At 70.8% G+C, this 21,869-nt stretch carries 18 protein-coding genes and 1 pseudogene; 9 read left to right on the forward strand and 10 right to left on the reverse strand.

All coding sequences use genetic code 11. The features are described from left to right. Positions 1 to 52: 52 nt before the first annotated feature. Positions 53 to 235, forward strand: a complete 183-nt coding sequence (gene rpmF / locus EI73_RS09860) for a 50S ribosomal protein L32 (protein ID WP_034386345.1) — start codon at positions 53 to 55, stop codon at positions 233 to 235. A 44-nt stretch (positions 236 to 279) separates the two neighbouring features. Here the strand turns inward: rpmF and EI73_RS09865 are convergent, their stop codons facing one another. Next, entirely contained in the window at positions 280 to 900 is a 621-nt protein-coding gene (locus EI73_RS09865; protein WP_051935475.1) for a TetR/AcrR family transcriptional regulator, read from the reverse strand. A gap of 121 nt (positions 901 to 1,021) precedes the next feature. On the opposite strand from EI73_RS09865, the gene EI73_RS09870 reads away from it, so the two are divergent. Beyond that, complete coding sequence (locus EI73_RS09870; RefSeq protein WP_034386346.1) at positions 1,022 to 3,538, forward strand: YhgE/Pip domain-containing protein; 2,517 nt, start codon at positions 1,022 to 1,024, stop codon at positions 3,536 to 3,538. Here the strand turns inward: EI73_RS09870 and ubiE are convergent. Beyond that, positions 3,522 to 4,271: a bifunctional demethylmenaquinone methyltransferase/2-methoxy-6-polyprenyl-1,4-benzoquinol methylase UbiE gene (gene ubiE / locus EI73_RS09875; protein WP_051935476.1), complete on the reverse strand. Its 750-nt coding sequence runs from the start codon at positions 4,269 to 4,271 to the stop codon at positions 3,522 to 3,524. The genes EI73_RS09870 and ubiE overlap by 17 nt on opposite strands. A gap of 23 nt (positions 4,272 to 4,294) precedes the next feature. Beyond that, positions 4,295 to 5,482: a glycine C-acetyltransferase gene (locus EI73_RS09880; protein ID WP_034386348.1), complete on the reverse strand. Its 1,188-nt coding sequence runs from the start codon at positions 5,480 to 5,482 to the stop codon at positions 4,295 to 4,297. 101 nt (positions 5,483 to 5,583) lie between these two features. Here EI73_RS09880 and EI73_RS09885 point away from each other — a divergent pair, with 101 nt between their 5' ends. The 6 genes from EI73_RS09885 (at position 5,584) to pta (ending at position 13,511) form a co-directional block, all read left to right on the forward strand. After that, on the forward strand, positions 5,584 to 6,243 hold the full coding sequence (locus tag EI73_RS09885; RefSeq protein ID WP_034386349.1) for a roadblock/LC7 domain-containing protein: 660 nt from the start codon (positions 5,584 to 5,586) through the stop codon (positions 6,241 to 6,243). Further along, positions 6,240 to 7,748: a hypothetical protein gene (locus EI73_RS09890; RefSeq protein WP_034386350.1), complete on the forward strand. Its 1,509-nt coding sequence runs from the start codon at positions 6,240 to 6,242 to the stop codon at positions 7,746 to 7,748. Before EI73_RS09885 ends, EI73_RS09890 begins: the two co-directional genes overlap by 4 nt. After that, entirely contained in the window at positions 7,745 to 9,631 is a 1,887-nt protein-coding gene (locus EI73_RS09895; RefSeq protein ID WP_051935477.1) for a hypothetical protein, read from the forward strand. The genes EI73_RS09890 and EI73_RS09895 overlap by 4 nt, the downstream gene beginning before the upstream one ends. A gap of 22 nt (positions 9,632 to 9,653) precedes the next feature. Beyond that, positions 9,654 to 10,103, forward strand: a complete 450-nt coding sequence (gene tsaE / locus EI73_RS09900) for a tRNA (adenosine(37)-N6)-threonylcarbamoyltransferase complex ATPase subunit type 1 TsaE (RefSeq protein WP_051935478.1) — start codon at positions 9,654 to 9,656, stop codon at positions 10,101 to 10,103. Positions 10,104 to 10,157: 54 nt separating this feature from the next. After that, a complete protein-coding gene (locus EI73_RS09905) occupies positions 10,158 to 11,345 on the forward strand; it encodes an acetate kinase (RefSeq protein WP_034388050.1) in 1,188 nt (395 codons plus the stop codon). 66 nt (positions 11,346 to 11,411) lie between these two features. Then, the gene (gene pta, locus EI73_RS09910) at positions 11,412 to 13,511 is read left to right on the forward strand and encodes a phosphate acetyltransferase (RefSeq protein WP_034386352.1); all 2,100 of its coding nucleotides are present in this window, start codon (positions 11,412 to 11,414) and stop codon (positions 13,509 to 13,511) included. A gap of 23 nt (positions 13,512 to 13,534) precedes the next feature. Here pta and EI73_RS09915 read toward each other — a convergent pair whose 3' ends face one another. The 4 genes from EI73_RS09915 to EI73_RS09930 are packed head-to-tail and all read right to left on the reverse strand — an operon-like array spanning position 13,535 to position 17,994. Then, positions 13,535 to 14,635, reverse strand: a complete 1,101-nt coding sequence (locus EI73_RS09915) for an LptF/LptG family permease (protein ID WP_034386354.1) — start codon at positions 14,633 to 14,635, stop codon at positions 13,535 to 13,537. Between the two features lie 10 nt (positions 14,636 to 14,645). Continuing rightward, the gene (locus tag EI73_RS09920) at positions 14,646 to 15,701 is read right to left on the reverse strand and encodes an LptF/LptG family permease (protein ID WP_034386355.1); all 1,056 of its coding nucleotides are present in this window, start codon (positions 15,699 to 15,701) and stop codon (positions 14,646 to 14,648) included. A gap of 52 nt (positions 15,702 to 15,753) precedes the next feature. After that, positions 15,754 to 16,446, reverse strand: coding sequence for a DNA damage response protein DdrC (gene ddrC / locus EI73_RS09925; protein WP_034386357.1), 693 nt, complete (start codon positions 16,444 to 16,446; stop codon positions 15,754 to 15,756). Between the two features lie 24 nt (positions 16,447 to 16,470). Beyond that, positions 16,471 to 17,994 carry an NAD(P)/FAD-dependent oxidoreductase gene (locus EI73_RS09930; RefSeq protein WP_255344504.1) on the reverse strand — a complete coding sequence of 508 codons (1,524 nt, stop codon included), beginning with the start codon at positions 17,992 to 17,994 and terminating at the stop codon, positions 16,471 to 16,473. On the opposite strand from EI73_RS09930, the gene EI73_RS09935 reads away from it, so the two are divergent. Next, positions 17,995 to 19,299, forward strand: a complete 1,305-nt coding sequence (locus EI73_RS09935; RefSeq protein WP_034386359.1) for an MFS transporter — start codon at positions 17,995 to 17,997, stop codon at positions 19,297 to 19,299. Here the strand turns inward: EI73_RS09935 and EI73_RS09940 are convergent. From EI73_RS09940 to EI73_RS09950, 3 genes and pseudogenes are all read right to left on the reverse strand, one after another. Next, a complete protein-coding gene (locus EI73_RS09940) occupies positions 19,296 to 20,390 on the reverse strand; it encodes a glycosyltransferase family 2 protein (RefSeq protein ID WP_034386360.1) in 1,095 nt (364 codons plus the stop codon). The genes EI73_RS09935 and EI73_RS09940 overlap by 4 nt on opposite strands. Beyond that, positions 20,387 to 21,049 carry a 1-acyl-sn-glycerol-3-phosphate acyltransferase gene (locus EI73_RS09945; RefSeq protein WP_156103509.1) on the reverse strand — a complete coding sequence of 221 codons (663 nt, stop codon included), beginning with the start codon at positions 21,047 to 21,049 and terminating at the stop codon, positions 20,387 to 20,389. Before EI73_RS09945 ends, EI73_RS09940 begins: the two co-directional genes overlap by 4 nt. Further along, positions 21,046 to 21,800, reverse strand: a pseudogene (locus EI73_RS09950) (carotenoid biosynthesis protein). Before EI73_RS09950 ends, EI73_RS09945 begins: the two are co-directional and overlap by 4 nt. Between the last annotated feature and the right edge of the window lie 69 nt (positions 21,801 to 21,869).

The raw sequence follows: 21,869 nt of genomic DNA on the forward strand, positions 1-21,869 counted from the left end.
GCCCCGGCGACAGCGTTCCAAAGAGGCGCCGCGCGGCCCGAGGAGAGAAATCATGGCGAAGCACCCCGTTCCCAAGAAGAAGACCAGCAAGAGCAAGCGCGACATGCGCCGCAGCCACCACGCGCTCGTGGCTCCCAACCTGACCGAGTGCCCCCACTGCCACGCCAAGAAGCTCAGCCACCACATCTGCCCAAGCTGCGGCTACTACAACGGCCGTCAGGTGCTGGCGGTCTAAGGCTCGGCCAGAAAAGAGCGAGGCTCCCGCAGTGGGGGCCTTTTTTATTGGGATGATCGTCTGGAGGGTGAACAGCTCTTTGAGGAGGCCGGGCCTGTTTCTTCCAGGCTAGAGCGCACGCCGCCGCGCACAAAGGCGCCGAGGGTGCGGCCAAGGCGCTCGGCATCCACTGCGGGATCGGTCACCACGCGGTAGGCCAGGCTGTCGAGCAGGGTGGTGATGATCAGCAGCAGGAGGGGGTCGTGAGGGGCCAGCAGATCGGGATTGTGCCGAAGCCGGGCCCCAAGGTCGTCGAGAAAGGCGTGCCGCCGTGCTTGGAAGCTCGCGCCGCTGCCGCTGTGTAGGAGGGCCAGCGTGTCCTCTTCGCCCCGCAGGAAAGAAAAGACCGCCTCGATCAGGTCGGGCTGCCCCGCCCGCGCGGCCAGCAGGGGGCCGAGGCGAGCGAGAAGGGCGTGTAGCCGCTCGTCGAGCAGGGCCGCCAGAACGCCTTCGGTGGACGTGAAGTAGCTGTAGATGGTGGGGCGGGAGACCCCGAGGGCCCGCGCGATGTCGCCCATGCTCACGGCCTCGAAGCCGCGCTCGACAAACAGGCGAGCACTCACGTCGAGAATCTGTTGCCGCCGATCGGCCGAAGGAAGACGTCGGCGGGGGGCCGAAAGGGTCATGACCCCATCCTAGCAGAAGCTCGGTGGGTTTTCGACAAGCTGTCACTTGACAAAGCGTCAGTAAGGTCGCATGCTGGCCTTCTGACACAGTGTCAGACCTCCTGTGTGGAAAGGCCCTGCTATGTCCGATCACCGCAGCATTTCTCCTGACTCTGGCTCGCGCCGCAGCCTGATAGCGGACTACCGGCAGCTCACGCCCAGCGAGCGCCGGCTGTGGCGTGCTCCGCTGATGTGGGGCGCGGCCCTGGCCATCCTCTTTATTCCGGTGCTCTACGTCGCCATCTATCTCGCCAGTGTGTGGGACCCCTACGGCCACCTGGAAGCGTTGCCCGTGGCCCTGGTCAACAGCGACGCGGGCACCACGTACCGCGGCAAAACGTACCACCTGGGCCGGGACCTGGTGGAGGAGCTGCGGCAGGACCCGCCCGTTAGGCTGATCTCCTATCCGAGCGAGCGGGCCGCGCAGGAGGCGGTGCGGCGCGGCGACGTGTACTTTGCCCTGACCATTCCGCCGAACTTCAGCCGTCAGGCGGTGGCGGCAAAAAGCAGCGAGCACGGGGCGCTGCACCTCTACAGCAGTCCCGGCACGAGCTACTTCGCCAGCCGGGTGGGCAGCAGTGTGGCGGAGGAACTCGCCAGCAGCATCAACAGCCGGCTGGGCAGCAACCGCTGGGAGGTGGTCCAAACGTCCCTTGCGGACCTGCAACAGGGGTTCCGTGACCTCAAGGCCGCTACTCGCCAGCTGCGGGACGGGGCGAGCCGCCTAGAGGACGGCGCGGGCCAGCTGGCGCGGGGTGCCGGAGACCTCGCGCAGGGGGCAGCCTCGGCCCACACGGGGGGAGAGCAGCTCACGCGGGGCGCGCAGAAGCTCTCGGCGGGAGTCAGCCGCCTCACCGGGGGCACGGCCCAGCTCAGCGCCGGGCTGCGGCAACTGAACCGGGGAGCCCCCGACGCCCCGCAGCTTCAGCCCCTCCGGCAGGGGGCGGCGCAGCTCGTGCAGGGCAGTGCGAGCCTGGCGAACGGACTGAAGCAGCTCCAGGGCGGAGCACAGCAGCTTCAGTCCGGAACCGCCGACCTCGCTCGGGGTGCTGGGCAGGTCAAGCGCGGCGCGGACAGTCTTGCTGGGGGGTTGCCGCAGCTCTCGAATGGTCTTGGCCAGCTGCAGGGGGGGGCACAGGAGTTGAGCGGCGGGGCGGGAAAGCTGGCGCAGGCGGCAAAACAGCTTCAGGGAGGTGCCCAGCAGCTTGCGGCGCAGCTTCAGAATGGACCCCAGGTGCTCAGCGTCGGCGCGTCGGACCTCGCCCGAGGAGCGGGGCAACTCGAGGCCGGGCTGGAGAAGCTTCAGGCGGGAGCAGAGACCGTGCAGAGCAGGCTGGGCCCAGCGGTACAGGGCAGTGCCGACGCCGCCAAAGGCGCTGAGCGCCTGGCCCAGGGGTCAGAACAGCTCAGGGCTGGAGCCGCCGGATTGGAGGCAGGGGCCGTCACCCTCGCCGACAAGCTCGGTGAAGCCGCCGAGGGCAGCACGAACGCGGCAAAGGGTGCAGAACGACTGGCGCAGGGCGCCGCGCAGCTCCAGAGCGGGGTGCACAGGCTCCAGACCGGAGCCGCAGCCCTCGCCGAGAAGACCGGGGCGGCGGCCGCGGGAGCGCAGCGGCTGGCGGTTGGTGCGCAGTCCCTCCAGCAGGGTGTGAACACGCTGGTGGAGGGCAATATCAGGATAAAAGGCGCCTTGAAGACGATCACCGGCGAGTTGCCCGCGCAGCAGGACTTGGATCAGCTTCGGGACGGCGCGCGCACCCTCGCCGCGAAGACGGGAGAACTCACGCAGGGCCTGGGCCGGCTCCAAACCGGCGCCCAGCGAGTGGCGACGGGAACGGTGAAGCTGCAGAGTGGAGCGCGGGACCTGCAGGAGGGCCTCCGCCGGCTGTACGACCGAGTGCCGGACCGAATCGAGCAGCTGGGCGGTGACCCGGAGGGCCTCGCTGCCAGTGTGGTCGTCCGCGAGCAGGCCGCCGCGCCCGTGAAGAACAACGGGGAAGCCTTTGCGCCGTACTTCATCGCGCTGGCGCTGTGGGTGGGCGGCACGCTGACCACCTTTCTCTTTCCCTACCTGCTGCTGCCCGAGAGCGGCCGGAACACGTCCCAGCTCGCGCGCGTGCTGCGCAAGCTCACGGTGCCCGCCGCCTACGTGGTCGCGCAGGCGCTGATTGTGGTGCTGGGCGTGCGCCTGTTGGGCGCGAGCTTCCTGCATCCCGGTCTGGTGGTGCTCACCGCCGTGACCGGTAGCCTGACCTTTCTGGGGCTCATTCTCGCCCTCAATCTGCTCCTCGGGGCGGCGGGCCGCCTGCTCGCGCTGGTGCTGTTGGTGCTGCAACTCGCTGCCTCGGGCGGCAGCTACCCGGTGGAGCTGTCTTCGCCGTTTTTCCGAGCGATTCACACCTTTATTCCGGTGACCGACGTGGTGAATGCCCTCCGCTTTGCCATGTTCGGCGCCTACGAGGGGCAGTACGGGGTGTTCATGGCCCGCATGCTGCTCGTGGGCCTGGTCGGCGTTGGGGTGGCCCTCCTCAGCCGCTCCCGCTGGCAGTTCACGCCCGACGAGCAGTTCCGCTCGCCGATCATCACGGATGTGGGCTGAGGGCTTGAGGGCTTGAGGCCTTGTCCCCCACGTGAATGGCCGCGATGCCAAAGGTGAGCAGGCGGTACCGGGTGCGGAAGCCGGTGGCGTGCATCAGTCCGGCGAGCCGCTCGGGGTCCGGAAAGGCCAGCACGCTTTCCGGGAGGTACGTGTATGCTCCCGCATTGCCGCTGACCAGGGCCCCGATGCGCGGCAGCACTCGGCGGAAGTAGAAGCGAAAGAGCCGCCCGAACAGTCCCGGACGGGGCGGCGGAAATTCCAGAATCACCAGGCGGCCCCCCGGCCGGAGCACCCGCCACAGTTCGGCAAGGCCGCGTGCGTAGTCCGCGAAGTTGCGGAAGCCAAAGGCGCAGGTCACCGCGTCAAAGGAGGCGTCCGGGTAGGGAAGGTTGAGGGCGTCTCCCTCCTCCAGCCGCAGGGTCAGGTGCCGGGCACGCGCCTTTGCACGGGCAATCTCCAGCATCTGCGGCACGAAGTCGCTGCCGATCACCTCGGTCTGCGGCGCGCGGGCTTTGAGCTCGAGGGCGAAGTCGCCCGTTCCCGTCGCCACGTCGAGCACCCGTGCGGGCTTCAGGGCCAGCGCCTCGCGCGCCGCCTCCCGCCGCCACAGGCGGTCCACACCCAAACTCAGGACGCGGTTGAGCAGGTCGTAGCGGGGCGCGATGGCGGCGAACATCACCTGGACCTGGCGGCTCCGGTCTTGCTTGTCTCCCACGGGGGGGCGGCTGGTCATGGAGGGATGATAGGGGGCGCGCGCTAGCCGATCACCCCGAGCGCCCGGCCCACCCGCTCGTACGCGGCGAGCGCTTGTTCTAGGTCCTCCCGCGTGTGCTCGGCGGTCACGATGTTCCGAATGCGGGCCTGACCACGCGGAACGGTGGGGAAGCCCAGGCCGACGGCGAAGACGCCTTCAGCCAAGAGGCGGCGGCTGGCCTCGAACGCCGCACTCGCCTCACCGAACAGCACCGGCGTGATGGGTGTTTGGCTGCCCATGGTGTCGAAGCCCAGGCGGGCGAGTTCAGCCTTGAAGAAGCGGGTGTTGTCCCAGAGCCGCGCCATAAAGGCGGGTTCGCGCTGCACGAGCTCGAGCGCCGCCGAGAGCGCCCCCACCACGGCGGGTGGGTGCGCGGTGGAAAAGAGGTACGGGCGGGCGCGGTTGATCAGAAGTTCGCGCAGGTCGCGGTGCCCCGCGGCGTAGCCGCCCACCACTCCCCACGCCTTGCTGAGGGTGCCCACCTGAATCACGTCGTCCGCGTGCTCGAAACCGAAGTGGTGAACCGTGCCGCGCCCGGCCTCGCCCAGCACGCCCGAGCCGTGTGCGTCGTCCACGTAGGTCACCGCCCCGTACCGGCGGGCCACCGCTATGAGGCGGTCGAGGGGCGCGACGTCGCCGTCCATGCTGAAGACGCCGTCCGTCACGACGAGCTTCAGCCCGTCTGTGGGATGTTCTGCAAGCACCCGCTCGAGGTCCTCGGGATCGGCGTGCCGGAAGATCTTTTTGGTGGCCTTGACGAGGCGCAAGCCGTCGATGATGCTGGCGTGATTCAGCTCGTCGCTGACGACCAGGTCACCTTCTTTCAGCAGTGTGCCCAGCACCCCCTGGTTGGTGGTAAAGCCGCTCTGAAAAACGAGTGCGCTGCCCGTGTGCTTAAAGGCGGCAAGCTGCTCTTCAAAGTCCTCGTGAATCCGGAGGGTGCCCGCGATCGTGCGCACGGCGCCGGCCCCCGCACCCCACGCACGCAGGTACTGCTCGGCCCGTTCCTTGAGGGCCGGGTGGTTCGCGAACCCCAGGTAGTTGTTGGAGGCAAGGTTGATCACGTCGTGTCCGTCCACACGGGTGCGGGCCTGCTGGGGAGCGTCAAGCACGCGTGGGTGAATCTGCAGGCCAGCGTCACGCAGGCCAGCGAGTTCGGCGGTCAGGCGGCCAGAAAGCGAGGTGGTCATGCGTGCAGTCTAGACGCCTGGTCGGTTCAGCGTCCTTGAGGGTGGGGAGGCGCTGAGAGAAAAGTGTAAGCGGGCCCGGCCTATACTCCGGGCAGGTTCTCATGACGAATGCCGTGTACACCCTGATCGTGCGCGCCCTATCCGGCATCGTGTCCGAACGAGCGGCGGAAACTCTGTTGCGCGCGGCCCTGCGGGAAGCGGGCCTCACTCCGGAGGGGGTGACCGCCGGGGAGATGACGCGGGTGCTTTCTGGTCCGCTGCTTGTTCGCCTGACGGGCGTTTTGCCCGAGGCGCGTGCTCGGGCAGAGGTGCAGGCGCTGACCCGGCAGTTGCAGGCTGCCCCGGTGCCGGCCGAGGAAGACCCCTTGGCCCTGAGCGCCGACGATTTCGAGTTCGATGATCCCGAGTACGCCGCTGCCCCCCCCGAACGGCGCTACGCGTTGGGAAGCGCCGCTGGGCAAGACGCCCTGATTCAGGACCTGGGGCGCATCCAGGGCGTCCAGGGCGTGATGGTGTGCCGCGCGAACGGAGAGGTTTTGCGTCAGCGGGCCCTGACGGGTGCGGCCAACCTGGGCAGCGTGATCGCCGCGACCGCCCTGCTGTTTCAGAAGCGCGCCCTTCGCCTGATGGCGGCTGATATGGGCACCCAAACCGTCTGCATGCGGCCGGTGGGCGAGTACTGCGTGGCGGTGGTGGCGAGTTCACAGGTGAACATCGGGCGGCTGCTCGCCGAGCTTGGGCAGATCCGGGAGGCCGCGTGAAGTTCTTTGCCAGGGTCGCGCTGGTGGCGGCGCTGGCTCTCGGTGCGGCGGGAGCCCAGGACCTCGGCGCGTACCGCACGCTGGCCCGCAGCCTAGACGCGGCCGCAGCCGCCGGCAGCGGCGAGCAGGCCCTGATGGAGCTTGACCAAGCAGAGGCCGCCTACGCGCAGCTTGCTCCTACCGTGGAAAACCGGCAACTGCTGGGCGAGCTGCGGAGCACGCTGGACCGGGCGCGGGGCGCTCTTGCCCGCACGCCCGCCGAGGTGCAGGCCCAGGTGCTGCTGGCGCGCGGGCTGCTGCGCCGGGCCCTGTATGACCAGACGCTGGAGGCGCTTGCGCAGCACCCGGACCACCGCGCGCAGCTTCGCCTGCTGGCCCGTGAGTTTGGCCTGAGCGCTGACGAGGCTCAGGCCCTCGCGCAGGATGCGGCGGCGGGGCAGCTGGAGCGGGTGGCCTGGCGGCTTCAGCGGTCTGCCGCGCGCCAGGTGAATGCGGCGCTTCAGGCGGCTCGGCCTCAGCGCAACGCCGCGGCCTACCTGAACCTCGCTCGGGGTGCGAGCTGGTTGACCGCCCTACAGAACGCGGGGGGCACCCAGACCCTCCGGGCAGAGCAGTTCACGGCAGCCCTGAAGCAGCTCACCGCGGGGGACGTGCCCGCCCTCACCGCGTCCCTCACCGGGCTGCGGCAGGGAGCGGGAGCGCTCGTGCGCTCGCTCGCCACGCCCCCACAGCTGGCTGCCCCAGCCAAGCCTATGCCTGCCTCTTCCGAGGTGCCTGCCGTTGCCGCTGCGGAGGTCGCGCCGCCCGCGCCCGCCCAACAGGAGAGCCTCGACGCCACCTACGCAGCCCTGGCGCGGGCCCTGACCGCGGCTGGACACGGTGACCCCGAGACGGCGCGGCAGGCGCTGAGCCGCGCGCTGCTGGCTGTTCCTCCGTCTCTGCGGGAGGCGGCGGGGTACGCCGCATTCGTACAGAACCTGACCGCCGCGCAGGAGCGGCGCGGGCTGCGGCCAGAAGAGGTGCAGGCGCTGATGGCCGAACTGGGCGGGCTGGAGAGCGGCACGGTCCCCACCGTCGATGCGCTTTCGGCCAGCACCAGCCGGACCTTCAGCGGGGGGCTGCGGGCGACCGTGTTCCTGGGCCTGGCCCTGCTTGCCCTGGTGCCGCTGTATCTGCTGCACCTCGCCTTTGGCAGCCGTAACCCTGCCTGGCGGGCCATCACCGCTGCGCTGGCGCTGCTGCTGCTGCCGCTGTTTGTGGAGGGGGTGTTTGGCTTCCTGGGCTGGCTGGGTGATCTGAGCGGCGTGCCGTTGCTGCGCGCGGCGCTCAGCCTGACCCTGGAGCAGGGCGCGTACGGTCTGCCCTTGCGCGTCCTGCTCATGACCCTCGCGGTGGCCCTGGCGTCCTGGGGCTTCTGGAGCCTGTGCGTGCAGTTCGGCCTGCTGGGCCGCCCGCAGGGCCGCAGGTCCGGGTCCAGCCTCGAGTGGGATGAGGAACCGATATGACGGACCCTCAGCACCCGGGTTCTGCCGCGCCCGAAGCCCTGCACCGCCTACCGGTGCGGCGCTTGGGGGACCTGATCTCGCCCCGCGCGCTGGAGCGCATTCTGGCAGACGCCGCGCAGGCCCGCGGCCTCACCCCCGAGACACTCGACGCGCGGACCCTGGAAGACATCCTCAAGCGTGAGGTGTTTAAGCGGCTGCAACTCAGCATTCCCGCCGCGCTGGCCAAGCGCCGGATTTCGGACGTGATCGCGGAACTGCTGGTCGCGGCTCCGGCCGTGCCGGTCGCCGCGGGTGGAGAAGACGCGCTGCACACCCTGGAAGAGGGCGCGCGGCGCTTCGCCCTGTACTTCGACTGGCCGGAGACGCAGCGGCTGCGGGGGGTGCTGGGGGTGGCGCGGCAGCAGGCGCAGGCGGGCGGCGACCTCACCCCACTGCTGCGCGAGGGAGAGGACCTGATCGCGCTGATGGAGCGCCGCCTGCTAGAAGGCCTGGTGACCCAGGCGCAGGATCTCGCAGAGCTCAAGGCGGCTTTCCAGCGGGTGCAGGGCATGGGCGGCAAGGACGTGCGCCGCCTCGAAAGCCTGATCGCGCAGGTCGAGGAGGCGCAGGGACAGGGCGTGCTGCTGCCCGCTGAGGTGGAGCGTGCTCGGGCGATCACCTTTACGCTGCGGCGGCTGCTGGAGTCGTCGGTGGTGCAGCCTCTCCCCCCCGGCAGCGAACCGGTGCCCCTTGATCCCGAAGCGCAAGCGCGCGTGCTGGCGCTGGAGCAGGAACACGTGGCGCGGCAGCTCGCGGACCTCGCCCGCGAGTTCGGGCCGCTGCTGCATGCCCGCCCGGATCTCGAAGAACGCGTCCGCGCCGCGCGTGCAGAACAGAGCCGGGGCACCGTCAAGGCCGAGATGGTCAGCGCCTGGCGCTCGGAGCTGGAGGCGGCCCGAGAAGCCGTCCTGGCCGAGCAGCGGGCGGAGCTGGCCCAGATGGACACGCGTCTTGCGGCGCTTGGCGACCGCCCTGCCGCGCAGGAGGCGCGGGTAGCCCTGGACGTGGCCCGCCTCACGTTGGCGGGTGGGGGCCTGGCCACCGACGAACTGCGGGATCTGCGGGGAACGCTGACGGCCCTGGAAACGGCCCCGGAGGCGGCGCCCCATCTGCTGGAGGCCGGGCGTGAACTGGCGGAGGTTGAGCGAGCGGCCCGAGATGTGCCGGGCGCGAGCGCCGAACTCGCGCCGCAGCTCGCCGCCGCACGAGAGGCGCTGGCCCGTGGGGAGCGTGTGAGCACAGAGGCGCTGTGGGTGGTCCTGGAACGCCGCATGGCCGAGGCCGCGCGTGAGCGCCTGGACTTCGACGCGCGTGCCGACCGAGTCATCCGCGAGTACGACACGGTTCGCCACCTCGCCGGGGAAACCATCCAGAAGCTGGGCCGCCTGGCCGACGCCCTGCGCGCCCAGCGCCGTCTCGGGCCGATGTCCGCCGATGCCCGCGAGCGGTACGCGCAGACCCTAGAAGGCGCAGAAGCCCTGTTGGCCGAGGCGCACGCCGAGTACCGAGCGGCCCAGGAGGTCACGGCCAGCTTCGGCGCGGAGGCCCTGAGCGGCCTGCTGGACGTGTTTGACCTGGGAGGTGAACCCGCACCGGACCTGCCCGCAGATACCTGGCTGGTGCGGGACGGGGTGCTCACCGCAGGGGGGACAGACCCAGCGGCGCAGGGGGTCGCGGCCCTGCTGCAACAGGCGGCGCACCTGGGGGTCAGGGCGCTGCGCCTGGAGGACGAGCGGGGGGTGTGGGCGGCCCGGCAAGACGGCGCGGGTGGCTGGCGGTTGGCCCGTGGGCCCGACGCGGAGGCGATCGAGGCCCGTGCCGGCGGGTGGCTGGCGGGCGAGTGAGGAGCGGCGCTAGCCTGCGGGCGTGAACGGTTCCAGCCTGCCCCTCCTGCTCGGTGAAGCCCGGCTGCTGCGCGGCCCCGACGAACAGCGCGCTCTGGGTGCCGCCCTCGCCCTCGCGCTGCCCGCAGGAGCGGTGCTGTTTCTGGAAGGGGAGCTGGGAGCGGGCAAGACGACCCTGACGGGAGGCTTGGTCGCTGCGCTGGGCTTTGCAGAGGCGGTGACAAGTCCGACCTACGCGCTGATGCACGCCTATCCCACCCCGGCGGGCCGGGTGCTGCACGTGGACGCCTACCGGGTGCGCGACGTGGCGGAACTGTACGCGATGGACCTCGAAGCCCTGATCGCGGGCAGCCGCCTCAGCGTGATTGAGTGGGGCGAGGGCCTGTATGCCGACTACCCGGATGCGCCCATCGTCCGTCTGGAGCACGTGGCGGATGAGCCGGAGGTGCGGCGGGCAGTGCGGCTGCGCTGAGCCCTGGCCGCCGCAGGGCGGGTCTCCCCCTTCACCTGGGCCAGAATGGCGGGCATGTGGACACTGGTGGTGAACTGCGGGTCGAGCAGCGTGAAGTTTGCGCTGCTCCGTCCCACCTCGGGTGAGGTGCGGCTCTCCGGCCTCGCGGAGCGGCTGGGCTCGGAGGCGGCGGCGGTGCGGGTGGACCGCCCCGGGGAGCGGGTGACGGTCCCGCTGCCGCGCGGCAGCTACCCGGAAGCCTTTGGTGTGCTGCTCGCCGAACTCGACCGCCTGGGTGCGCGGCGAGACGTGGGAGCGGTCGGGCACCGGGTCGTGCACGGGGGGGCCCGCTTCAGCGCCCCGGCCCTGATCACGCCCGAGGTGCTGGAGGTGATCCGGGCCTGCGTGCCCCTCGCGCCGCTGCATAACCCCGCCAATGTGGCCGGGATCGAGGCGGCGCGGGCTGCTTTTCCTGATCTTCCTCACGTCGCGGTGTTCGACACGGCCTTTCACCAGACCATGCCGGAGGTCGCCTACCGCTACGCCGTGCCGCCCGCGTGGTACCACGAGCATGGTGTACGGCGCTACGGCTTTCACGGCATCAGCCACGCCTTTGTGGCGGGCGAGGCGGCGAGGCTGCTGGGCCGCGACCTCTCCGAGCTCCACCTCGTGACCGCGCACCTGGGGAATGGGTGCAGCGTCACCGCCATCGCGGGCGGGCGCAGCGTGGACACGAGCATGGGGCTCACGCCGCTGGAGGGCCTGGTGATGGGCACCCGCAGCGGCGACGTAGACCCCGGCCTTCACGATTACCTCGCGCGGGAGGCAGGGCTGAGCCTGGGCGAGATCACGGCGGACCTCAACCGCCACAGTGGCCTCTTGGGGCTCTCCGGCCTGACCAACGACATGCGCGAACTGGAGGCCGCGGCCGCGGCCGGGGACGAACGCGCTCGGCTGGCCGTGGAGATCTTCGTCTACCGTCTGGCCAAGACCGTTGCCGGAATGGCCGTGGCTCTTGGCCGCCTGGACGCCCTGGTCTTTACGGGCGGCATCGGCGAGAACAGCGCCACGGTTCGCGCCGCGACCCTCGCTCGCCTGGAACTGCTGGGCTTTCGCCCCGACGCGGCGGCCAATGCGCGGGCCGTGCGCGGGCAGGGGGGCCGAATCACCCTACCGGAGGGAACACCCGCGCTGGTGGTCAACACGAACGAGGAACGGATGATCGCGCGCGAGACACAGCGGCTGGTGGTCGGTGACCTGTAGCGTGGAAAAGGCCAAGCCTACGGCCAAAGCCGCCATCCGCCAGCACCCCCCTGAAGGAGCCCGCCCATGAAAACCCTCTTTGTCGCCCCGACCCGCAACGGTGTGGGTCTTTCGAGCACGGCCCTCGGCCTCCTGCGCGCGCTGGAGCGCCAGGGCCTCAAGGTGGCTTTTCTCAAGCCGATCGCTCAGACGCACGAGGCCGCGCCGGATGACTCGGTGCATTTCGCGCGTACCCTGGCACACGCGGTCACGCCGGACCCCATTCCCCTCGCGCAGGCCGAGGAGCAGCTCAGCCTCGGCCAGGAAGAAGACCTGATGGAGGGCGTGGTGGCCCTCGCGCGCCAAGCCTTGACGAGCGGCGCGGACGTGCTGATCGCCGAGGGCCTCGCGCTGAACGAGCGCAACAACTACGCCGCTGCGCTGAACGCCAGCCTGGCCCGCAACCTGGAGGCGGACGTGGTGCTGGTCTCCAGCCTGGCCGGGGTCACGCCGGGCGCGCTCGCGGACGAGCTGGAGATCGCCGCGCAGGCGTACCGCCGCTCTGACGGCTCGGGTCTGGCGGGGTACGTGCTCAATTTCGCCCCACGCGACCTCGATTTTGGGGGCCTGCTCGCCGAGCTGCGGGCGCGCAGCCGCGTCCTGGCGAGTGGTGAACTCCCGCTGCTGGGCGTGATCGCACAGGCCCCCGCGCTGAGCGCGCCCCGCACGCTGGACGTGGCCCGTTATCTGGAGGCGGAGGTGCTTCATGAGGGCGAGGCGGGGCTGCGCCGCGTCACCAGCACGGTGGTGACGGCCCGCAGCGTGCCCAAGATGGCTGATCTCTTCACCTCGGGCGCGTTGGTCGTGACGCCCGGTGACCGTGAGGACGTGGTGATGGCGGCGGCCCTCTCGCACCTCAGCGGGGTGCCGCTGGCAGGACTCCTGTTCACGTCGGGCAGCGCGCCCGAGCCCGCCATCGAGCGGCTCTGCCGCGCCGCCCTCACCAGCACCCTGCCCGTGCTGCGGGTCGAGACGAACTCGTACGGCACGGCCTCGCGTCTCTCACGAATGGACGCGCGTGTCCCCCACGACGACCTCGAACGCATGGAACGCACCATCGACTTCATCGCCGACCGGCTCGACACCGTGCCGCTGGGAGCGCGCCTGCGAACGCCGCAGCCGGAGGGCGAACGCCGTCTGCCGCCCAGCGCCTTTCGCTACGAGCTCATTCAAAAGGCCCGCGCCGCCAACAAGCGGATTGTGCTGCCGGAAGGAGACGAGCCGCGCACCGTGCGCGCCGCCATTCGCTGCGTAGAAAAGGGCATCGCCCGGCCCGTGCTGCTCGCCCCCCCTGAAAAGGTGCGCCAAGTCGCGGAAAGCCAGGGCCTGACGCTGCCGGAGGAGCTAGAAATCCTTGACCCAGACACCGTGCGGGCGAACTACGTTGCGCCCATGGTCGAACTGCGCAGGAGTAAGGGCCTGACGCCTCCCCAGGCCGAGGCACAACTGGAAGACAACGTCGTTCTGGGCACCATGATGCTTGCGCTTGATGAGGTGGACGGACTGGTGTCGGGGGCCGTGCACACCACCGCGAACACGGTGCGCCCCGCCCTGCAACTCATCAAGACGGCGCCCGGCGTGCGGCTTGTCTCCTCCATCTTCTTCATGCTGATGCCCGAACAGGTTCTGGTGTACGGTGACGCAGCGATCAACCCCAACCCCAACGCGGAAGAGCTTGCCGACATCGCCATTCAGTCGGCAGACAGCGCGCGGGCTTTTGGCATCACGCCGCGCGTCGCCATGCTGAGCTACTCGACGGGGGAGAGCGGCGCGGGCGAGGACGTGGAAAAAGTGCGGGTCGCTACGCGCCTGGTGCGCGAACGCCGCCCCGATCTTCTGGTTGATGGCCCCCTCCAGTACGACGCGGCCAGCGTCCTCAGCGTGGGCCGGCAGAAAGCGCCGAATAGCCCGGTCGCGGGGCGTGCGACCGTCTTTATCTTCCCCGACCTCAACACCGGCAACACCACCTACAAGGCGGTGCAGCGGGCAGCGGGCGTGGTCGCCATCGGCCCGATGCTCCAGGGTCTCAGGAAACCCGTCAACGACCTCTCACGCGGGGCACTTGTGGACGACATCGTGTATACGATCGCGCTGACGGCGATTCAGGCGACGCAGGGAAGGTCGTAGGAAGGGGAGGCAGAGGAGAGCGCTCACCTTCTTCCCGCCAGCCACAGCAGCCCCAACCCCGCCAGCACCGCGAGCAGGTCCGGCGCATAGGCGGCAAGCACCGGGGGCATGGCGCCGTTTTCGCCCATCACCTTAAAGACGCTCCAGGTGGCGTAGTACGCGAACGACAGCAGCAGCGCCCAGACCAGGCCCAGGTTCTGTCCGCTGCGGAAGGCGAACACGGCGAGGCTCACCACGAAAAAGGCCAGCGCGAGGGCTGCGAGCGGCTCGGCGAACTTGCGGTGGAGGGCCGTGAAGTCGGCCGGAGCGTGCACCTTCTGCGCGCGGTAGGTCTGCGTGCGGGCCAGCAGCTCGGAGAGGGGCAGGTAGATGGGCTTGAGGGTGGCGTCCCCCCCCTCGAAGCTGGCCTGCACGTCCTGTACGGGCAGGGTGCCGCGCTGAAAGGTCAGGACCGTGACGGGCCGAGCGTCTTGAAAGGTGACGCGCTGGCCGTCCTCCAGTTCCAGCAGGTTGCTGCCGGGCTTCAGGCGTCCGCGGCGGGCGGTGATCACCTCGCGGGGGGGCAGGCCCGCCTGCATGCTGACGATGCGCAGGTCACGCAGCTCGCCCCCCGGCCGCACCTCCCCGACGCTGATCGCTCGGTTCAGCGCGTCGCGCAGCACCAGGCCTGTTCCTCCCGGCTCGCCCAAGCCGATCACGCGGGGGTTATCGAGCACGATCTCGCGCTGCACGCTCTGCACCTGCACCTTGGCGCGGGTCACGAGCAGCTCGCTCAGGGCAAAGGACATGAGGGTGACGGCTGCGGCGAGCAGCAGCACCGGCCGGAAGAGGCGCGCGGCGGGCACCCCGCTGGCCAGCGCGGCCTTGATCTCCGAGTCGGCGGCCAAGCGGGACAAGCCCAGCAGCGCGGCGAACATCAGCGCGATGGGGAGCGCCTGCGCGACGGCCTCTGGAACATTGAGCGCCACCAACCGGGCCAGCAGCAGGGGATCGGCTCCCTTGGCCAGCAGCGGCGCGATGACCGCTTCCAGCAGGGCGAGCAGCAGCAGGACAATCACCACGACCAGCGCGGCCACCAGCGGCGGCAGGATTTCCGCGAGGACGTACCGCTCGAAGCGCTTCACCTGGGGCCCCTCACCGCAGCCTCCAGGCCAGCCCCGCCGCGACAAGCAGGAACACCAGGTTGGGCAGCCAGGCGGCCAGTGCCGGAGCCAGCGCACCCACGCGCGCCAGTTGCGGCACACTCACCCACAGCACGTAAAAAGCCACCAAAAACACCACCACCGCGGCAAAGCCCGCGGCCCGGTTGCGGAGCCCCAGCCCCAGCGCCCCCGCGGCAAGCGCAAACACGACTGGCGTAAGGGGATCGGCTCCGCGCCGCACAAGCTCAAAGGTGTCCGCGCGGCGTTCCTCCGGAGTTCCCAGGCCAGCGGCCAGCCGCTCGCGCAGCCGCGGCGTGCTGACCTGTTCGGCGGGGCGCTGCGGGGGCCTCAGGGTATCGGTCTGCGAAAACACCAGGGGTGTGCTCACCAGGCGGGGGTCTTCGCCGGGGCGGGTCACCCAGGCATGGGTTACGGTCCAGGTGTGCTGCCGCGTGTCCCACAGCCCCGTTTGCGCGGTGATCGTCTCGCCGCCGCGCTCGATCAGCACGCCTTCGAGCTGGGCCACGTCACCGCCTGTGACATTCGTCACCCGGCCCGCATAGAAGAGCGCTCCGGGGGGCGCGAAGGTGTAGTTTTCCTGGCTGGGGGGCGGCGGCGTCTGGTTAAAGATGCGCCGCCAGGTTGGCTCCCAGCGCTCAAGCCCACTGGGCACGAGGTACCCGGCATTCACAAAGGCCAGCACCCCGACCAGCGCGAAGGGCAGGGCCAGCGGCCACACCAGGCTGAGCGGCCGAACGCCCGCCGCCAGCACGGCCTTGACCTCGCTGTCTCCCTGCATTCGTCCAAAGGCGAGCAGCACCGCAAACGGTACCGCCAGCACCAGAGCGCGGTTAAGCACATTCGGTGCGAGTGCCCCAAAGACCGCGAGGGCCTCGGCAGGGGACGCGTGGTAGGTGAGCAGCGCGCCTGCCGTGGTGCTGAGGGCGTCCACGAGTTGCAGAATTAAAAAGAGCGCGAGGCCCGCCGCGTACCAGCGCAGCACCTCGCGCAGCACGAAACGGGTCAGCGTCCAGGGCACGCGCGGCATTCTAGCGGGGAGAAGTGAGGATTGCGCTGGAGGTGACCGGGGCCGCTTCGGCTCAGCTCGCCTGTGCTCGGTTCTCCCACAGCGCCCGCTCGCGCCGAGCGACCGCCTCGTGCAGCCTCAGAATGGCGGCGTTGCCCCGCGCCCCCTGTTCCTCGATGGCGCGGGCGGTTGCGGTGTCCAGATAGGCCAGGCGCAGCAGCTCCTCGGTTCGCAGGCCGTCGCGGGTTTGTTTGACGCCGCGCTCACGGCGGATGGTGGCACTGTCGGTGCCCAGCACGCTGCGGTTGCTGATGGAACCAAGCTGGCCGTACACCGGCCCCTCGCCGCCATGCCGCGCCACCGTGCTCATCAGCTCGCGGCGGGCCCCGGTGCTGTCCAGGCGAGCCGCCAACCAGCGCCGCGCTTCGGGGTCGGCGTTTCGTTCGGCGATTTGGGCGGCCAGGCGCACGTCCCCCACCAGGGCGCGGGCCAGCAGCGTCTGGGCCCGCTTGCGCCAGCGCCGCGCCTCGGGGGTGTCCAGGGCAAAGGCCAGGCGGGCAAACTCCAGCGGGTCCAGCGTCGGCTCCGGCCCCAGGCCGAAGTCACGCTCCGGGCTGTGCAGGTCGTGTTCATGGGCAAAAGCGGTCCAGTCTTCGGGCAGCGGCAGACCGAGGGCCGCCAGTGCTGTCCCGGCGTGCAGCCGCCCATCCGCGCTCGCGGGCAGGCGCTGCGTCCCGAATTCGAGGGTCACAGGCAGGGTCTTCATGCGAATATGATAGCACTTTTTATGCTAATAACGTAAAAACTCGGCGGCTGGAGCCATGGGCGGTTCCCCGCGCCACACTTCCCCCTCGCCCGGCACCTCGAAGCCGCCGAGGGGGTCATAGGGGAGACCAAGCAGGGTGCCCGCCCCGTTCCAGCCGCTCAGCAGCGAGAGGGGCACGCCTCCGCCGGGATGGACCGTGCCGCCCACCTGCACGAGGTTGCGGGCGGTCGGGAGCGTCCAGCCGGGGCGCAAGCTGCCTGTCAGCCCGTGGGGTGCGCGGCCATAGAGCGCTCCTGCCGCGCCGGTGCGGGCGTAGTCAGCGGGGGAGAGAGGCCGCCATTCCTGCACCTCCAGGGGGAAGCGGGCCTGGAGCTGGCCCAGCAGCCAGGCCCCGTATTCCCGCGGTGCGCTGGTCACGTCCGGAAGGGGCGGCGCGTTCACCAGCAGGAAAGCGCGGTCGCCGTCCAGATGCAGGTACAGGGTAGGGTCAGCGGGCAGGCGCCCGGCGCGGATGTCCCGCCACTCCCGCGCGTACTCGGCGGGCCAAAAGATGTGGTGGGCGCGGCCCTGGTTCGCGCGCAGGCGAAGTTGCAGCGCAAAACCGCTGATGCTGCGGGGACCCGGGTCCGGAGGCAGGCCCAGCCAGCGGCGGGTGAGGGCACGGTCAGCGGCGCTGACCCAGGCATCGGCGGCAAAGGCGCCGCGGTTCGTGTGGGCGCCCAGCACCCGGCCCCCGTGGGTGATCAGGTGCTGCACCTGCGTTCCGAACTCAAAGCGCACGCCCAACGCTTCGGCTTGCCCGCGCAGCCGCTCGGCGAGGGCGCCCAGCCCGCCTTCCAGATGCCACACCCCGTAGCCCAGTTCCACCCAGGCGACGTTGTGCAGCACCGCGGGCGCGCGGTAGGGGTCCGCTCCCAGATAGGTGGCGAAGCGCAGCCAGAAGGGGGTCAGGAAGGGACCGCTCTGCACGTACCGCGCGAGGCTGGCCCAGGGAGCTGCCCGCAGGCCCCGCGTCAGGGCGTAGCGGGCGAGCGGAGCGGGACCAGGCGGCGGGCGAAACAGGAAGGTGGGCGCAGCGTCCAGATACAGGCGCCGGGCAGCGGCGAGCAGGCGGGCGTAGTCACGGGCCTCCCGGCGGGAGAGCTGCGCGAGGGTGGAATCAAGGCTTCCGGCGACGTGGAGCGCTTCCGGGGCAAAGGTGCGGCCCCCCGGGTCGTGGTAGGTGGTGGTGGGCCGCGCGGCCTCCAGGGTGGGCAGGGGTAGCTGCACCCGCGTGTGCAGCGCTCGGAACACCTGTGGCAGGGTGACGACGGTCGGGCCGCTGGAAAAGTCGGTGTAGCCCAGCGCTGCCTTGCCTCCGGGCCGCTCCAGCTGATCGAGCACGGTCACGCGTGCTCCCGCTCGGGCCAGGCGCAGGGCGGCTGCCAGCCCCGCAAAGCCTGCGCCGATCACGGCGACGTGCTGCGGCGTGCGGCGGCTCACGTCGCCCAGGATAGTGCGCGGCGAACCCTTGTTCCAGGCGGACCGCCACTCGCCTACACTCCGCACGTGCCCGACGCTGCCTCCGCCGCTTCCAGCCGCGCCGTCCTGAGACTCCCCGAGTTCCGCGCCATGCTCCTGGCCACCGTGTGCAGCACGCTGGCAGGGCGCGCGGTCGCGCTGACGGTCGCCTATCAGCTCTACCAGCTCACCCGACATCCCCTCACCCTGGGCCTATTGGGCCTTGTGGAGGCGATTCCGGCCCTCAGCCTCGCGCTCTTGGGGGGCGTGGTGGCTGACCGCAACGACCGCCGCCGTATCCTGCTGGTCACGACCGGCGTGGAGGTGGCTTGCGCGGCCCTGTTCTTTCTGTACGCGCCGCACGCCCCTCGGTGGGGTGCCTGGCCCCTCTTGGCCCTGGTCTTTGCGTTGGGCACCGCGCGCGGTTTTTCGGAACCGGCGCTGCCTGCCCTTGAGGCGCAGGTCGTCCCGCGCGAGCTGCTGCTGCGCGCCTCGGCCTGGCAGTCGAGCGCGTGGCAGGCGGCGGCGATCATCGGCCCCGCGCTGGGGGGCGGGTTGTACGCGGCGACTGGGGCTGGGGGGGCCTACGCCTTTGCTGCCGTGCTGTATGCCCTGGCCCTGGGTTGCCTCGCCTGGGTCAGGCCCAAGCCGCGTCCCGCCTGGACACCCGGCGAGCCCGTATGGCAGAGCGTGAAGGCAGGCCTGGCCTTTGTGCTGCAGCGGCAGGTTCTCGTGGGCAGCATGGCGCTGGACCTGTTCAGCGTGCTGTTTGGCGGCGCGGTGGCGTTGCTGCCGGTGTTTGCCGCCGATATCCTGCGGGTGGGGCCGCAGGGCCTGGGCGTGCTTGTCGCGGCGCCCAGCATCGGGGCGCTGGGCGTGATGCTGTATGCCACCCGCCGCCCGCCGGGTCGCGGCGCAGGGCGCACCCTGCTCCTGGCGGTGGCGGGCTTCGGGGTATGCATGGTGGTGTTTGGGCTCTCGCGCAACTTCTTCCTCAGCGTGGCGGCCCTTGTGCTGGCCGGGCTTTTTGACGGCATCAGCATGGTGATTCGCAAAGCCACCCTGCGCCTCAAGGCTCCCGACCACATGCGCGGGCGGGTGAGTGCCGTGAGCAGCATGTTCATCGGGGCCAGCAACGAGCTCGGTGCCTTGGAGAGTGGGTTGGCGGCAAGCTGGTTGGGCACGGCCCGCAGTGTGTGGGTGGGCGGCATCGTGACCCTGCTGGTGGTGGCCGTGACGGCGTATCTCGCGCCGGAGCTGCGAGGCATGGACCTGACGGACCTCGCGGAGGACCGCTTTCCCCCAGAGGCCGAGCCCCAGCGGCTGGCGGCAGAGCAGGGCGGATACGGCTAAAGGGGTTCTCCCTGCCGGTACGCTCGGCCCTTCCACGTCACCCGGCGCCGCAGGGCGCGCCAGTACACCGGAAGCGCCAGCAGCGGCGTGACGGGTCCCAGCAGCCCTTCGGCCAGGTCGGCGGGCGCGCGGCGACCCGTCAGAAGATTCACCAGGGCGCGTTCCAGCAGGCCCGCTGCACGCAGGGCCCACACGCCACGCCTGCGCCCGGGCAGCAGCCACGGCAGGCTGTAGGCCGCCAGGTGCCAGGCGGCGGAGAGAACGAGCACCAGCCGGGAGCCGCCGTGCACGGCCCCCGCGTTTTTGCCGAAGCCCGCCACCGAGGCCGGGTAGCTGCGGTACATTCGCACGCCCAGGCAGCTTTGCCCCAGGGCGAGGGCGAGTCGCCCTCCCCGCGCCTTGAGGCGCTGGGCGAACAGCACGTCCTCGAGGAGTTCGGCCCGAACAAGGGCGTGTCCCCCCACCCGCGTGTAGGCCTCGCGCCGGAACGCCATGACCTGCCCGTTGGCCGCCGCAGCGGTGTGGTGCGGAAACCGCAGCAGCGGCGCGGGCAGAAAGGTCAGCAGCACGGCGTCGACCAGCGGCGTGAGCAGCCGCTCGCCGGGGGTCACGTTGTGCTGGCGCGGGTACACGCTCAGCAGGTCCGCGCCTGCGCGCGCGAGTTCGTGCAGCACAGCGCCCAGTGCTCCGGGGTGCCAGAGAACGTCCGCGTCTGTAAAGATCAGCACCTCCCCCCGGGCCACCTGCCCGAGCTGCTGACAGGCCCAGGGCTTGCCGTGCCAACCGGGCGGCAACGGCGCGCCGGTAAGCACGCGCGCGCCCAGGCGGCGGGCCACCTCCGCCGTCCCATCGGTGCTGCCGTCGTCAAGCACCAGCACCTCGTCCGCGCCCTGCGCGAGCAGGCCGGGGAGCAGCTCGGGCAGGTTGTGCGCCTCATTGCGCGCGGGCACCAGCAGCGAGACGCTGGGGCGGGCGGACGGCAGGGGCCGGGGCCGCAGGCGGGGAAAGGTCAGCGCATTGACCAGCAGCGTGGCCGCCTTGTAGCCAAAAAAGGTGCCCAGTGCTCTTTGGTAGGCGCGGGCGAGGGTCATGGCCGGTCCCCCGTGAGGCGAGCGAGCAGGCGGCCCGGCAGGTGGAGGCGCTCGGCGTCGCTGGTCCGGCCCCCGGTCACCCGCAGGTACCCGGCGAGGGGGCTGTGTGGATCGCTGGCCGAGAGTTCCGTATCCAGCACCGCGAGCTCCCGCGCCAGAGCTTCCCGCAGCCGGGTGGGCTCGGTCGCCCGTCCACAGCGCACATACGCTTCTGGAAACTGCCCGCCCCGGAGCACCACCCGCAGGGCGACCGGAATCAGGGGAACGTTCGCCCGCCGCGCGAGCCAGCCTGCCCCGGGGTGGAGCGCGTGCAGTGGCCCGGCAGGGAAGATGGCCCCCTCGGGAAAGACGACCACCCACGCACCGGACCGCGCCGCACGCACGGCGGCCCGCAGCTCTGCCGCTCCCAGCGCCCCAACCCGCCGCAGGAAGGGGAAACGGGCCAGCTGCTGCCCCGTCATCAGCACCCGGAACTCGGCGCCCATCGTCCACGCGACCTCGCCCAGGACGTAGCCGTCCCACCAGGTGTGGTGGTTGGGGGCCAGCACCGCCCCGGCTGGCGGCAAAGGCCCGCGCAGCCACACGCCGCCCAGCCCACGGCGAACGCTGCGGCGGATGGTGGCGCGCAGCAGAGCCGCAGCGGGATCAGGGGCACTCACGCGCGCCTCCGTCGGGCGCGGGCCAGGACAAAGGCCGCCAGCATCGCCGCGAGCGTCACGGCTGCCTCACGGGCGCGGCCCAGCAGCAGCAGCCCACCCGGCAGGAAGAACGTCTCCAGCGGGTACGCCACGGCGAAGCTGAGGCGGGAGGGGGCGGTCTCCTCCAGGAGAACGGGACGGGCTGCGCCCCGCGCCCCCACCCCGAACATTTCCGGCGCGACGCGCGCGTAGGCCCAGCTCAGGCCCGTTCCCACCGCCCACCACCCCAGGAAGTTGGGCCAGGGTGCTCCTGCCCACACGGGCGCGGGATCCTGCCAGCGCCAGTAGCCTTCGGCGGTCATCAGGGGTTCCAGGCCCACGTCCCAGGCCACCAGCAGCAGGCCCGCCAGCCACGCCCGCCCCCCGCGAGCAGCGCCGCGGCCAGCGTCAGGGCGAACCACCCCAGCGGTACGATCAGCGGCACGCCCAACAGGGTCGGCGCGGGCGAGGTCGCGTAGGAGTACGCCCCGAACGGGAAGCCTGTCCGGCTCCCCAGCAGCTCCACGCCCAGGCCTGCGAAAAAGGACAGAGCGGCCAGCCGCAGCGCTTGGCGTGCCCCCGCTTGTTCCCAGGCGTAGGCAAGCGCCGCGAGAAAGAGCGCTCCGGTGCTCAGCAGGGCAAGCGCCGGAAAGGCGTCCGGCCAGAGGGGCACCGGGATTTTGAGCGCTGCGTACAGCGCCGTGAGCCACAGCCAGGGGCGCATCTGCCCCATGAGGGCCAGGCCCCGGGCCCGTAGCGCCCCGCGGAAGTCGCCCCCCAGCGTGTCCCCCGCTAGGGCCAG

The sequence above is a fragment of the Deinococcus sp. YIM 77859 genome, assembly GCF_000745175.1.
In the GTDB taxonomy this organism is placed as follows: domain Bacteria; phylum Deinococcota; class Deinococci; order Deinococcales; family Deinococcaceae; genus Deinococcus.